The 13,732-nt window shown below is 70.8% G+C and carries 12 protein-coding genes; 5 read left to right on the forward strand and 7 right to left on the reverse strand.

What is annotated here, in order from left to right:
* Positions 1-434: 434 nt before the first annotated feature.
* Positions 435-932 carry a hypothetical protein gene (locus ACFUN8_RS07860; protein WP_383633118.1) on the reverse strand — a complete coding sequence of 166 codons (498 nt, stop codon included), beginning with the start codon at positions 930-932 and terminating at the stop codon, positions 435-437.
* Positions 933-1,012: 80 nt separating this feature from the next.
* On the opposite strand from ACFUN8_RS07860, the gene ACFUN8_RS07865 reads away from it, so the two are divergent.
* Positions 1,013-2,554, forward strand: coding sequence for a M1 family metallopeptidase (locus tag ACFUN8_RS07865; protein WP_383633121.1), 1,542 nt, complete (start codon positions 1,013-1,015; stop codon positions 2,552-2,554).
* A 96-nt stretch (positions 2,555-2,650) separates the two neighbouring features.
* On the opposite strand, the gene ACFUN8_RS07870 is transcribed toward ACFUN8_RS07865, so the two are convergent.
* Positions 2,651-3,226: a TerD family protein gene (locus ACFUN8_RS07870; RefSeq protein ID WP_354606872.1), complete on the reverse strand. Its 576-nt coding sequence runs from the start codon at positions 3,224-3,226 to the stop codon at positions 2,651-2,653.
* A 144-nt stretch (positions 3,227-3,370) separates the two neighbouring features.
* Between ACFUN8_RS07870 and arfB the strand changes: the two genes are divergently transcribed.
* Positions 3,371-3,802, forward strand: a complete 432-nt coding sequence (arfB, locus tag ACFUN8_RS07875) for an alternative ribosome rescue aminoacyl-tRNA hydrolase ArfB (RefSeq protein ID WP_383633124.1) — start codon at positions 3,371-3,373, stop codon at positions 3,800-3,802.
* A gap of 67 nt (positions 3,803-3,869) precedes the next feature.
* Here the strand turns inward: arfB and ACFUN8_RS07880 are convergent, their stop codons facing one another.
* Complete coding sequence (locus tag ACFUN8_RS07880; protein ID WP_383633127.1) at positions 3,870-4,451, reverse strand: flavin reductase family protein; 582 nt, start codon at positions 4,449-4,451, stop codon at positions 3,870-3,872.
* A gap of 369 nt (positions 4,452-4,820) precedes the next feature.
* Here ACFUN8_RS07880 and cdgB point away from each other — a divergent pair, with 369 nt between their 5' ends.
* Complete coding sequence (gene cdgB, locus ACFUN8_RS07885; RefSeq protein WP_383633131.1) at positions 4,821-6,719, forward strand: diguanylate cyclase CdgB; 1,899 nt, start codon at positions 4,821-4,823, stop codon at positions 6,717-6,719.
* A 203-nt stretch (positions 6,720-6,922) separates the two neighbouring features.
* Positions 6,923-7,942, forward strand: a complete 1,020-nt coding sequence (locus ACFUN8_RS07890) for a carbohydrate-binding protein (RefSeq protein WP_383633134.1) — start codon at positions 6,923-6,925, stop codon at positions 7,940-7,942.
* A 60-nt stretch (positions 7,943-8,002) separates the two neighbouring features.
* On the opposite strand, the gene ACFUN8_RS07895 is transcribed toward ACFUN8_RS07890, so the two are convergent.
* The 4 genes from ACFUN8_RS07895 to ACFUN8_RS07910 form a co-directional block, all read right to left on the reverse strand.
* Positions 8,003-8,854 (reverse strand): ketose-bisphosphate aldolase, encoded by an 852-nt coding sequence (locus tag ACFUN8_RS07895; RefSeq protein ID WP_383633137.1) that lies wholly within the window; start codon positions 8,852-8,854, stop codon positions 8,003-8,005.
* A gap of 84 nt (positions 8,855-8,938) precedes the next feature.
* Positions 8,939-9,862, reverse strand: a complete 924-nt coding sequence (locus tag ACFUN8_RS07900; RefSeq protein ID WP_382561284.1) for a 1-phosphofructokinase family hexose kinase — start codon at positions 9,860-9,862, stop codon at positions 8,939-8,941.
* A gap of 207 nt (positions 9,863-10,069) precedes the next feature.
* Entirely contained in the window at positions 10,070-11,254 is a 1,185-nt protein-coding gene (gene nagA, locus ACFUN8_RS07905) for an N-acetylglucosamine-6-phosphate deacetylase (protein WP_383633140.1), read from the reverse strand.
* Entirely contained in the window at positions 11,254-12,186 is a 933-nt protein-coding gene (locus ACFUN8_RS07910) for an ROK family protein (RefSeq protein WP_383633143.1), read from the reverse strand. Before ACFUN8_RS07910 ends, nagA begins: the two co-directional genes overlap by 1 nt.
* A 317-nt stretch (positions 12,187-12,503) precedes the next feature.
* On the opposite strand from ACFUN8_RS07910, the gene ACFUN8_RS07915 reads away from it, so the two are divergent.
* Complete coding sequence (locus ACFUN8_RS07915; RefSeq protein WP_383633378.1) at positions 12,504-13,724, forward strand: extracellular solute-binding protein; 1,221 nt, start codon at positions 12,504-12,506, stop codon at positions 13,722-13,724.
* Positions 13,725-13,732: the final 8 nt, after the last annotated feature.

The raw sequence follows: 13,732 nt of genomic DNA on the forward strand, positions 1-13,732 counted from the left end.
TGCATCGCAAGGCGGAGGATCGGCCTCGTACTGGGCGTACTTGGGCGACTCCGACAACGCGGCGAGGTGCCGTGCCAGGCGTCGCAGGCCAGGCGTCGCAGGCCAGGCGGGACTTTGAAGACAGGGCCTAGGAGGTGTCCGGGTGGAACGGGGGCAGGGGGAGGGAGCCGGCAAGCGGAAGACCCCGACCGTGGGGGGTGGGTCGGGGCCTTCAATGTGCTCCGGGGGCTCAGCCATGTGGGGGGTGAACCTGGCGTCTGGTTCCTGGTGGCGTCCCGGCAGAAGTGCGTCTGCCCGGCTCTCACGGATGTACTCCTGCCAATCCGAAAACATCCCGCAGGGTCGCGAGGATTCGCCCATCTCATCTCACGTGGGGCCATGTCGGCTCACGTCGTAGCACGTCGGATGGGTTGCGGCCGGGCGGGGACGAGTGTTCAGACTCGGGGGAAGCGGGACTGGAGATCCCAGATCATCGGGTTGTCCATGAGGCCCTCGTGCATGTCCCCGAGATCGGCCAGCAGGTCGTGCAGGAAGTCTCGCGACTCGCGGCGCAGCAGCCGGTGGCCGAAGGTGAGCGGGGCCTCGTCGGCCGGCATCCAGTCGGCGGTCACGTCCACCCAGCCGAAGCGCCGCTCGAAGAGCATGCGGTCCGTCGACTCGGTGAAGTCCAGCTCGGCGTACTGCCTGTTGGCCGACCGGTTGCCGCGCGGGTCGCGGTCGACCTGCTCCACGATGTCGCACAGCGCCCAGGCGAAGTCCAGCACCGGCACCCATCCCCAGCCTGTGGACACCTCGCGGTCGGCCTTGGTGTCGGCGAGGTACACGTCGCCGCAGAACAGATCGTGCCGCAGGGCCCGGACGTCGGCGAGGCGGTAGTCGGTCTGCGGCGGATCGGGGAAGCGACGGGAGAGGGAATAGCCGATGTCAAGCACGCGCCTGATGGTGTCACGGCGCCGCGCGGACGAGTTTCCGCCCGCCGGGGAGTGGGCCGGGCGCGGCCTACGATCACCGCGTGCACCAGCACCGGAACCCGTACCAGAGCCCGCCCCGTAGCACGGCGGCATCCCTCACCACCGCCCTCCTGATCCTGGTCCTCGGCGCTCTGGGTGGCCTCGGCGGCCTCGCGGGCTGCGCCGACCAGGACCGGCCGGGGCCTGCCCGGGGCGCTCCCGGCACCCCGGGCGCCGCCGGCGCCGGTGACCCGTACTTCCCGCGCCTCGGCAACGGCGGCTACGACGTCACGCACTACGGCCTGACTCTCGACTACGACCCCGCCGTCGGCCGCCTCGACGCCACCGCCGCGATCACCGCCCGCGCCACGCACCCGCTCAGCGCGTTCAACCTCGACCTCGCCGGTCTGACCGTCGGCCGGGTCACCGTCGACGGCGCGCGGGCCGGTGTACGGCGCGCCGATACGGAGCTGACGGTGCGCCCGCGCGCGGACATCGGGCGCGGGGCCACCTTCCGTACGGTCGTCCGCTACTCCGGCGTCCCGAGGGCCCTGACCGACGCCGACAGGACGAGGGAGGGCTGGCTCAGGGCGGGAAAGCGGTCCGTCGCGCTGGGCCAGCCGAGGGGTTCGATGGCCTGGTTCCCCGGCAACCACCATCCCAGCGACAAGGCGGCGTACGACATCCGGATCACCGTCCCGAAGGGGCAACAGGCCATCTCCAACGGTGAGTTGACGAGCGAGCGGACGGCCGGCGGCCGTACCGCCTTCAGCTGGCACTGCGCCGAACCGATGGCCAGCTATCTCGCGACGGTCGCTGTCGGCCCGTACCGGACCAAGACCTCTCAGGACGCCACGGACGCCACGGACGCCACGGACCCCAGGGACTCCGCGAGCCCCACACACCCCACCAGCCCCACACGTTCCACGGGTTCCACGCGCTCCATCCCCGTCCACACCGCCGTCGATCCGACCGTGGCCGCCGGCAGCGCCGGGCTGCTCGCGCGGATCCCCGCGATCATGAAGTGGGGCGAGCAGACCTTCGGCCCGTATCCGTTCTCCTCCACCGGTGTGATCATCGGGCGGCCCGGCGACGCGGACTACAACCTGGAGACCCAGAACAGGCCCTTCCTGCCCGGTCCCAGCGGCATCGGGATTCTCGTCCATGAGCTGGCCCACCAGTGGTTCGGCAACTCCGTCACCCCCAAGTCCTGGCGGGACATATGGCTCAGCGAGGGCTTCGCCGAGTACGCGGAGTGGCTCTGGGCCGAGTCCGAGGACGGAGTCCCGGCATCGCGCGCCTTCGACCGGGCGTACGCGGACGACGAGAACTGGGCCTTTCCGCCGGCCGAACCGCCCACCGCCGCCGACATCTCCGCGCGGCCGGTGTACGGGCGCGGCGCCATGGTGCTCCATCAGCTCCGACTGGCGGTCGGCGACGAGGAGTTCTTCGCGCTCGTACGCGGCTGGACACGGGCGCACCGGCACGGCAACGCGTCCACGGCCGACTTCACCACCTTCGCGCAGCGGCGGACGGACCGCGATCTGACGGCGCTCTGGGCGGCTTGGCTGTACGGCTCCGAGAAGCCGCCGCCGGACGAGTAGAAGCCGCATCAGGGCCCCGGGACACGCCAAAGGCCCCCGGCCGGCAGCCGGAGGCCCCTCGCACTCGCTCGGTCAGTGACCCGGAGAGTCAGTGACTCAGAGGTTGACGCCGAAGTCCGTGGCGATGCCCACGAGGCCCGAGGCGTAACCCTGGCCGACCGCGCGGAACTTCCACTCGGCGCCGTTGCGGTACAGCTCGCCGAAGACCATCGCGGTCTCGGTGGCGGCGTCCTCGCTCAGGTCGTAGCGCGCGATCTCGGTGCCACCGGCCTGGTTCACGATGCGGATGTACGCGTTGCGGACCTGGCCGAAGTTCTGGCTGCGGGTCTCGGCGTCGTAGATCGAGACGGGGAAGACGATCTTGTCGACGTCGGCGGGCAGGCCCGCCAGGTTGACGTTGATCGCCTCGTCGTCGCCCGCGCCCTCGCCGGTGCGGTTGTCACCGGTGTGGACGATGGTCTGGTCCGGCGTCGACTTGTTGTTGAAGAAGATGAAGTGGCTGTCGGAGACAACCTTTCCACCCGCGTTGACCGCGATCGCCGAGGCGTCGAGGTCGAAGTCCGTGCCGGTGGTGGAGCGGACGTCCCAGCCGAGGCCGACCGTGACAGCTGTCAGGCCCGGCGCCTCCTTGGTGAGCGAGACGTTGCCGCCCTTGGACAGGCTTACAGCCATGGGGATGGTCCCTTTCGTTGCTACGACTCTGTGCGGGCTTCTATCGGCTTCCGAAGCTACCGTCACCCGGCATAACGCAGAGAGAGGACCCAGAGGTTCCTTAACGCCTTTGATTTGTCTGTGCGGACACGGGACGATGAACACATGTCCGGGTCCCCGCACGTCATCCGCGGCTCCGTCTCCCTTCCGGAGGCCGAGCTCATGTGGCGTTTCTCGCGCTCGTCGGGACCTGGCGGGCAGCACGTCAACACCAGCGACTCGCAGGTGGAGCTCCGCTTCGACCTCGGTAGGACGGAGGCGCTGCCCGAGGTGTGGAAGGAGCGGGCGCTGGAGCGGCTCGGGAGCCGGCTGGTGGGCGGTGTCGTGACCGTACGGTCGTCCGAACACCGTTCGCAGTGGCGCAACCGCGAGACGGCCCTGGTCCGGATGGCCTCGCTCCTCGCCGAGGCGACGGCTCCGCCGCCGCGGCCGCGCCGGGCCACGAAGATCCCGCGGGGCATCAACGAGCGCAGGCTGCGCCAGAAGAAGCAGCGCGCGGAGACCAAGCGCGGGCGCAACGGCCGGGACTGGTCGTAGTCCGACACGGCGACGCCGACCCCGCGCCGCCGACGCAACGCTGACAGCTCGGCTCAGCTCCAGCCCCTCAGCCCTGCGCCAACTGCCGGTACTTCCCCCGGAAGTACGCCAGCGGCCCCACGTCCCCCGATCCCCCCGGCACGGCCGCCGTCAGCACCCGCCCCACGACCAGCGTGTGGTCGCCGGTCACGATCCGCTGCTCCGTACGGCACTCCAGCACCGTCAGCGCGCCGTCGATCAGCGGAGCCCCGCTCACCTCGCCGCGCCGGTACGACATGTCCTCGAAGAGCAGCCGGTCGCTGATCCGGCCCTTCATGGAGAAGCGCCCGGCGATCTGCACCTGGTTCTCGGAGAGCATCGACGCCGCCCACATCGGCTGCTCGTCCAGCAGGTCGTCCATCCGGGATCCGGTGCGCAGGCTCACCACCACCAGAGGTGGGTCCAGGGACACCGACATGAAGGAGGTGGCCGTCATCCCCGCGTCCGCGCCCTTCGGGCCGTCGTCCGGGTCGTACGCGGTGACCAGCACCACCCCGGCGGCCAGCCGGGAGAGCGCGGCACGGAACTCGTCGTTACTCACTCCCTCAGGATGGGGGACGGCCTCGGATGGGACGGCCTCGGTCTGCGGGGCGGTTGTCTTCTGCAGCACGGCGTCCACGCTAGCTCCGGCGGCGGCGGGCCCGCATCGGGCCACAGGACCAGCCGAGACCTAGGTCCCGCACGGTCCAGGGGCCTCGCGGCGCCCCGTGCGCCGTAGTGTGCGCTGGTAGTGCGCCCCGTCACGCGCCCCCTGCCGTACGACTCCGACCTCGATATTTGCGTTCATGAAAGCTCTGGAGCGCTCCCACGCCCCCACCCAACCCTCTTTCCTCTCATGTGACTTGGCTCACAGGGCCCAGGAATTGTTGACCCTGTGTACCGAGTGCACAGCTCGCTGTGATTCAGTGGCCGGGATACCGCATCAAGCGAGCCGATAAGAATTCTGGAGTTGCTGTCGAGGTCTCGGGGAGAGCGAACGATGGAGACCGAGTCGGAGCCGTACGTCCGCCTTGCGACCCTGCGGCAGCTGCATGACGTTGTCGGCGAGCTCAACACCGCGCGCAGCCTGGCCGACACCCTGCAGACAGTTGCCGACGGCATAGTCAAGGGTCTCGGCTACGAGCTGGCCTGCGTCAACCTCGTACAGCCCGACGGCGACCTGGTCGTCGCCGCCTTCTCGGGCAACGCCGCCGCCGAAGCGCTGATCACCGGACGCGTCGGCGCGCGCGCCTCCTGGGAACGCCGGCTCAGCATGGGCGAGACCTGGGGTGAGCTGCGGTACATACCCCACACCGAGGGCTGGATCCTGCTGGAGGACGACGTCCCGCAGTGGTACACCGAGGGACCCGATCCGCGCTTCGAGGACGAGTGGCACCCCCAGGACCGCCTCTACGCGCCCATGTACGCCCCTGGGGGCGGCCGGGAGCTCCTCGGGGTCATATCCGTCGACCGACCGCGCGGCGGGCGCCGTCCGGGCCCCTGGGGGCGTGAGGCGCTCCAGATGTACGCCTCCCAGGCCGCCATTGCGATAAGCAACGCCCGCCTCAGAGCAAACATGCAGCGCGCGCTGGTCCGGCTGGAGCGTGAACAGCAGGCGCTGCGGGCCAGTGAGGAGTCCTTCCGGCAGGCGTTCGAGTACGCGCCCAGCGGGATGGCCATCGCCGAGATGGGCGGGGACCAGCACGGCAGGCTGCTCCGTACGAACGACGCGCTGTGCCGGCTGCTCGGCCGGTCCGCCTCCGCGATCCGCCGCTACGCCTTCTCCGACCTCGTCCACCCCGAGGACATCGGCACGCTGCTGCGCACCTCGGCCGAGGGCGGCCGCGCCGAACTGCGGCTGGCGCGGCGGGACAACACCTATGTGTGGGTGTCGCTGCGCAACTCGGTCGTCGCCGACACCACCGACGGCCCCCGCTTCCTCCTTACCCACGTCGAGGACATCGAGGAACGCAAGCGCAACGAGCTGCAGCTCGCGCACCGCGCCTCGCACGACTCCCTGACCGGCCTGCCCAACAGCGCCGAGCTGCGCGCCCGCCTCAGCGCCCGCCTCTGCGAGCGCCCGGGCGCGATATCGGTGCGGGAGACGGCGGTGCAGGCCGTGGACAAGGCCTTCGGCGGATACGAGGGCGAGTACGGCTCCGGCGTCGGCAACGGCGGCACGGGCAACGGCGGCGACGGCGGCTACGCCGAAGGCGGTTACGGCGGCGTCGTCCCGTACGGCCAGGGGCCCGGCTACAACGGGACCAGCGGCGCCGCGTACGCGCCCGTGCCCAGCTCCCCCGGCTCCGGCTACGGGCCGCCGTACGAGCCCTATGGGCCGTACGAGTCACCCTATGAGCCCTACGAGTCCTACGACGCGTACGGAGACCCCGTCGGCGAGCGCGCCTTCCACGGAGACGGCTTCGACCCGTCCTCCGCCGTCGCGCCCCTCGACCACCACGTGCACACCGTCGCGCCGGGCGCCGACCCCGACGACGGGAGCAAGGGCCTCGCCGTCCTCTTCTGCGATCTCGACGGTTTCAAGTCGATCAATGACCGTTTCGGCCATAACACCGGCGACGCCGTCCTCATCGAAGTCGCCCGTCGGCTCAACACCGGTGTGCGGGACGGCGACACCGTCGCGCGCCTCGGTGGCGACGAATTCGTTGTCCTGGCCGACGGCCTCGGCGCGACGGACGCCGCTGACCTGGCGGTTCGGCTGCGGAACGCGATCATCCCGCCCATCAGGGTGGACGGCAGGGCGGTCCGCGTGGGAGCCAGCTTCGGTATCGGCTGGGCGAGTTGCGGCATGACCGTCGAGGAAGTGCTCAAATCGGCGGACCAGCGGATGTACATCGAGAAGCGTTCGCGGAAAACGGTCCAGCGCCGGGCGGGATAACGTCGACGCTGTGCCGGGGCGCCGGGCCCGCCGTGTCCTATCTCTCTGTACGGCGGTTCACCGATGTCCACCGACGCGCCCCGATGTTCATCGGGGGATGGGGCAACCGCCCACTCCAGTCAAGGCCCGTCCGTATGCTTGCCCAATCGAGGTAGGCTCGGCCGGTCGGCGACGCTGGCGAGATGGTAAGGAGTGACCCAGGGATGACGGCCGGGAACAACGGCGCGAGTACGCCCGAGGACGACGATCCGTTCGGCTATCTGTACGAGGACGGACAGACGGCCGCAAACGGTGCGCAGGCCCGGCGCGGCGGCTACGGCTACCCAGGTCCAGCTTCCCAGCCCGGTGTGCCGAGGACGTCGTACAACCAGGTCAGGACCGTCGGCGAGCGTCAGTACGGCCAGGTCCCGCAGCAACAGCAGCCCTACGGGCAGCAGCCTCAGTACGGAGGCCAGCAGCAGTACGGCCAGCAGGCGCCGCACGGCCAGGCCCCCTACGGTCAGTCCCCCGACGCGCACTACGCGGCCCCCGAGGCCGGCGGTGCCGCCACCCGTACGGTTCCCGCCCAGCGGGGCGGCGGTGGCGGTCGCGGCAACGGCGGCGGACCCAACACGAAGGGCCTGCTGATCGGCGCTGTCGCCGTCGTGGCGGTCGTCGTGATCGGAATCACCGCCGCGCTGCTCACCAACGGCGACGACACCAAGAACGCGGACGGCGGCCCGACGGACGGCCCCACCACGGGCGAGACGGTGGCTCCGAGCGAGGACACCGAGAAGGACCCCGGCGCCGACAAGCCCGTCGAACTCCCGAAGCAGGACGCGGCGACGCTCCAGCTCGGGGCGCCGGCGGTGCTGGCGAAGGACATCAAGGGCGCGAAGGGCGCGGACGGCGCGTACGTGATGTTCAACGGGCCCGGCGGGTCCGCGAGTTGGACGGTCGACCTGCCGGAGGCCGGCGAGTACACGCTGTTCATCACCTACGGCGTACCGGGCAAGGACGCCAAGACGTCGCTCACGATCAACGGCCAGACCCCGCGATCGGTGAACATGGCGAACTTCGCCCAGGCGAAAGAGGGTGACTGGGAGAAGGGCTGGACCACCACCTTCGCCTACGTCAACCTCAGCAAGGGCAGCAATACGCTGAAGCTGTCGTGCGAGACGGGCGACCAGTGCGAGGCCATTCTCGACCAGGTGTCGCTGGAGAAGGGCAAGGCGAAGGGCTGAGGCCCTTCCCCGTCCGTCCTGTTCTCCTTGCCGCCCTCCCCGTGTAACGGGGCGGCTCCCTCAGCCGCTGATCACCTTCAGGAACGCCGCCACCGTCCCGGTCATCGCCTCGCGAGCCGGGACGAGGTATTTCCGGGGGTCGACCGTCTTCGGGTCGGCCGCCAGGTAGGCGCGGGCGGCGCCGGTGAACGCCGTGTTCAGGGCCGTACCGACGTTGATCTTGACCATGCCCGCAGCGACCGCCTGCCGGATCTCCGCGTCGGGGACGCCGGAGGAGCCGTGCAGCACCAGCGGGACCGGGACGGCCCGGCGCAGCGCGCCGATCAGTTCGTGGTCCAGGGCGGCGGTGCGGTCGGTCATCGCGTGTGAGGACCCGACGGCGACGGCCAGCGCGTCGACGCCGGTGTCGCGTACGTACGCGACGGCCTCGGCCGGGTCCGTACGGACGCCGGGGGCGTGGGCGCCGAGGGGCGGTTCGCCGTCCTTGCCGCCGACCTTGCCGAGTTCGGCCTCGATCCAGATGCCGCGCGCGTGGCCCCAGGCGACGGCGTCGGCGGTGGTGGCGACGTTCGCGTCGTAGGCCAGTTTCGACGCGTCGAACATCACCGAGCTGAAGCCCTCACCGTCGGCGGCGCGCAGCAGGTCCGCCGATTCGACGTGGTCGAGGTGGAGCGAGAGCGGGGCGTCGGACGCGCGGGCGACGGCGGCGGTGGCGGCGGCGATGGCCGTGAGCCGGCCGCCGTGGAACTTCACGGCGTTCTCGGAGATCTGGAGGATCGCGGGGCTGCCCGCCCGTTCGGCGCCGGCGGCGATCGCCTCGGCGTGCTCCAGGGTGATGACGTTGAAGGCGGCGATGCCGTGTCCGCCGGCCCTTGCCGCCGAGACGAGTTCACCGGTGGTGACGAGTGGCATGTGACCCCTGTTCCGACTGTTCCGACAGCTTGAAGTGCTTGAAGTGCTTGAGGTGCCTGAAGTGCTTGCCCTGTTCCGACTGCTTCAACTACTGGACTGTTCCGTCACGGCGACCTGCGGCAGCAGCTCCGCGTACGCCTCGTGGTCGAACTCGCCCGCCGCCGGCGCCAGGACCGTCGCCGTGGCCAGCGCGACCGCCCTCGCGAGCCTCTCGGGCCACGGCAGCCGCTCCACGAGCCCCGACAGCAGCCCGGCCACCGCGGAGTCGCCCGCGCCCGTCGGATTGCCCCGTACGGCCTTCGGCGGGGCCGCCCGCCACGACCCGTCCGGGGTCGCGGCGAGCATCCCGGCGGCGCCGAGCGACGCGATCACGGCGCGCCCGCCGCGCCTGCGCGCGTCCCGGGTCGCGCGCAGCGGCTCGCGTGAGCCGGTGAGCTGGGCGAGTTCGTCGGCGTTGGGCTTCACGAGGTCGGGCCGGGCGGCGATGCCCCGGCGCAGCGGTTCGCCGCTGGTGTCGAGCAGGACGGGCAGGCCCGCGGCCCGCGCGAGGCGTACGAGTTCGGCGTACGCGCCCACGTGGATGCCGGGCGGCAGGCTGCCGCACAGCGCCACGGCGTCCGCGCGTGCGACGAGTCCTTCGTAGGAGGCGAGGAACGCGGCCCACTCGGCGGCCGTGACGGTCGGGCCGGGCTCGTTCAGCTGCGTCGTGTCGCCGGTCGCCTCGTCCACGACGGCGATGGTGCGGCGGGTGGTACCGGCGACGGACACGAGCGCGTCGGCCGGCCGCTCGGCGGCGAGCAGCTCGCGCAGCGCGTCCCCGGTCCGCCCGCCGGCGAACCCGGTCACCACGGTCTCGTGCCCGAGCGCGGCCAGCACCCGGGCGACGTTGACGCCCTTGCCCCCGGGCCGCTCGGAGACCTCGGCGACACGGTTGGTGGCGTGCGGGGTCAGGGCGGCGGTGCGGTAGGTGATGTCGAGGGCGGTGTTGAGGGTGACGGTGAGAATCATGCGCCGTGCCGCCTCCCTCGGGGCCGTCCGTCGGCGGGCGGCCCCACGCCGCCCGCTCCGTACCGGCCCTGATCATGCCAAACGGGAAGCGGGCGGCCTAGGCCGTGGCCCCGACCGCCCACCGACCGACCGACCGACGGCAGCCCTGCGGCCACCCCCGGCCGTTCCGCGTCGATCGCGTCAGCGCCCGCCCAACCCGCCGGCCCCTCAGCCCAGTTGGGGCCTGATCACCCATTCGCCCCGGCGCAGGACGCCGGTCACCGCGAAGTCCGAGTCCAGGATCACCAGGTCCGCGTCCTTGCCCGGCTCCAGGGAGCCCACCCGGTCGTACACACCCAGCAGCTTCGCCGGATTCGCGGAGATCGCGCGGACGATGTCGGTCACCGGGAGGCGGTCGATCGTCGCCGCGCGGTGGAAGGCGGTGTCCAGGGTGAGCGTGGAGCCCGCGATCGAGCCGCCCACCGCGAGCCGTGCGACGCCGTCCTTGACCTCGACCTCCAGCGGGCCGAGCTGGTAGACGCCGTCGCCGAAACCGGCCGCGTCCATCGCGTCCGTGATGAAGGCGACCCGGTCCGCGCCCGCGCGGTGGAACGCCAGCTCCAGGGCCGCCGGATGGAGATGTGTGCCGTCGTTGATCAGCTCGACGGTGACCCGCTCGTCCTCCAGCAGCGCGGCGATGGGCCCCGGTGCGCGGTGACCGAGCGGCGGCATCGCGTTGAACAGGTGCGTCGCGACGGTCGCGCCCGCGTCGATGGCCTCGACGGTCTGCTCGTACGTCGCGTCGGTGTGCCCGATCGCGGCGATCACGCCGTGCTCGACCAGCAGCCGTACGGAGTCGATGCCGCCCGCCAGTTCGGTCGCGAGGGTCACCATTCGCGCCGTGCCACGGGCCGCGTCGAGGAGCTTGCGGACCTCCGCCGGGTCCGGGTCGCGCAGCAGCACCTCGCTGTGCGCGCCCTTGCGGCACGGCGAGATGAACGGGCCCTCGAAGTGGATGCCGGCCAGGTCGCCCTGCTCGACCAACTCCGAGAGGAACCCGGCGCGCTGGGCGAGGAAGTCCATCTCGCCGGTGACCGTGGAGGCGACGAGCGTGGTGGTGCCGTGCTCCTGGTGCGTACGGACGCCCTTGAGGACCTCGTCCGCGCTGCCCGAGGTGAAGGACGCGCCGCCGCCGCCGTGGTTGTGCATGTCCACGAAGCCGGGCACCAGCCAGTGGCCGGTCAGGTCGAGAGTCTCGGAGCGGGAGCCGGACTCGGCCGCCTCTCCTCCTACGGAGGCGCCCACGGAGGCGATCCGGCCTGTCTCGACCCTCACCCGGCCGTTCTCCACCACCCCGGTCGGCAGCACCACCCGGGCACCGGTGAGAACCGTACTTTCGGCGTGTGCGGCCATCAGGCGGCTACCTCCGTGGAGAGAAGATCCCAGGCGAGCAGCCCCGCGCCCAGGCATCCGGCGGTGTCCCCGAGGGCCGCCGGGACGATCTCGGGCAGCTTCTGGAACGTGATCCGCTCCTCGACCGCGGCCCTCAGGGGTGTGAACAACGTTTCCCCGGCCTCGGCGAGACCGCCACCGATGATCAGCCTTCGGGGGTCGAGCAGCGTGAGCGCGGTGACGAGCCCCGCGGCGATCGCGTCGACCGCGTCCGCCCAGACCGCCTCGGCCCTCGGGTCGCCCGACGCGACGGCCTTCGCGCAGTCGGCCGCGTCGGCCTCGGGATCGCCGCTCGCCGCCGCCCACGCCCGGGTCACGGCCGCGGCCGACCCGAGCGTCTCCATACAGCCCTGCTGCCCGCAGTTGCACCGGGGGCCGCCGGGCCGGACCACCACATGCCCGATCTCGCCCGCCCAGCCGTGCGCGCCCGCCTCTATGGCGCCGTTGATGCCGATGGCGCCCGCGATGCCGGTGCCCAGCGGTACGAAGAAGAACCGGTCCGAGCCCTTGCCCGCGCCGATCCGCCCCTCGGCGAGCCCGCCGCTGCGTACGTCGTGCCCGAGCGCGACCGGTACGCCGCCCAGCCTGGCGGCCAGCAGCTCCCGCAGCGGTACGTCGTGCCAGCCGAGGTTCGTCGCGTACAGCACGATTCCGCGCTCGGCGTCGATGATGCCCGGTACCGCCACTCCCGCGGCGACCGCGCTCTCGCCGAAGTGCTCGATGCCGTAGGCGCGCAGATCAGCCGCGAAGCCGAGGACGGTCTCGACGATCGCGTCGGGGCCGCGCTCCCTGCCGGTGGCCCGGCGCGCTTCGTACAGCAGCGCGCCGTCCGTCCCGACCAGGGCGGCCTTCATACCGGTGCCGCCCACATCCAGGGCGATGACGTGTCTCACGAGCGCATTCTCGCGCGAAAACCCAAGAAAGGTCTAGTCCACTGTGCGGGATTGTTGCCAGACCATACAAAGCCTTCGTCAAACCTCCGGGTAACAGGAAGTTGCCGAAGCGATACGGGGCTGGTGTAGACCGTCGACAGCGCATGGTGGAAAATCGCAGCTCGTCTACGCAGGACGTCGCGGGGAACCGACGGTTGCCGACCGGGGACCGACTGGGACGGAAAACGCCGTTGAGACGGCCGAGCGAATACAAGGGTGGGAAAAGAGCTGTGCAGCAGCGCTTCCTGGGGCATACCGCGGCGATAGCCGCACTGGGCATGACGATGGCGCTGAGCGGCTGCGGCAGCTCCAGCGGGTCAGGTGACGTCACCCTGAAAGTCGTCGCGGCGGACTACGGCAACAGTGCCGCCAACAGCTCGGAGAAGTACTGGAACAGCCTGGCCAAGGAGTTCGAGTCCAAGAACCCGGGCATCAAGGTCGACGTGGACGTCCGTTCCTGGAAGACCGTCGACGCCGACGTGGCGAAGATGGTCAGGGACGGCAAGGCGCCCGACATCGCGCAGATCGGCGCCTACGCCGACTACGTGAAGAAGGAAGAGCTGTACAGCGCGGACGAGCTGCTCTCCATCCCCACGCAGGCGAACTTCCTCTCCCGCTTCGCCGACGCCGGAAAGGTCGACCAGACCCAGTACGGAATGCCGTTCGTCGCCAGCACGCGGCTGCTGTTCTACAACAAGGGCCTCTTCGCGGCGGCCGGTCTCGACGCGCCGAAGGACTGGGACGACATCAAGTCGGACGCCGAGGCGCTCAAGGAGCAGGACGTACCGACCCCGTTCGCTCTCCCGCTCGGCGCCGAGGAGGCGCAGGCCGAGACGATGATGTGGATGCTCAGCGGTGGCGGCGGCTACACGGACGCGGTCGACGGCTCGTACGCGGTCGACTCGGACACGAACATCCAGACCTTCCAATGGCTCCAGAAGGAGCTGGTCGGCAAGGGCCTCACCGGCCCCGTACCGCCCGGTGAACTGGACCGCGCCGATGCCTTCAAGGCGTTCACGAGCGGCGACGTCGGCATGCTCAACGGGCACCCGACGATGATGCAGGAGGCCGAGAAGGCCGGCATCGAGCTGGGGATGGTGCCGCTGCCCGGCGTCAACGGCAAGTCCAAGGCGACGATGGGTGTCGCCGACTGGATCATGGCCTTCAAGCAGCCCGGCCACCGCGAACAGGCGGGCAGGTTCCTCGACTTCACTTTCGAGGACAAGAACGTCATGGACTTCGTCGGGCAGTACGACCTCCTGCCGGTCACCTACAGCGCCTCCGAGACGATGGTGGCGGACGACGAGCACAAGGAACTGCGCCAGTTCCTGGAGGCGCTGCCGACGGCCGAGCTGTATCCGTTCGGCAAGACGTCGTGGGCGGGTGTCAGCGACGACATCAAGAAGAACATCGGCAAGACGGTGCAGCCCGGCGCGGTGCCGTCGGAGATCCTGGCGAGGATCGGCCGGGACGCGACGACGGCGGAGAACGCCGAGTAGCGTGTCAG

The sequence above is a fragment of the Streptomyces sp. NPDC057307 genome (assembly GCF_042667665.1).
In the GTDB taxonomy this organism is placed as follows: Bacteria; Actinomycetota; Actinomycetes; order Streptomycetales; family Streptomycetaceae; genus Streptomyces.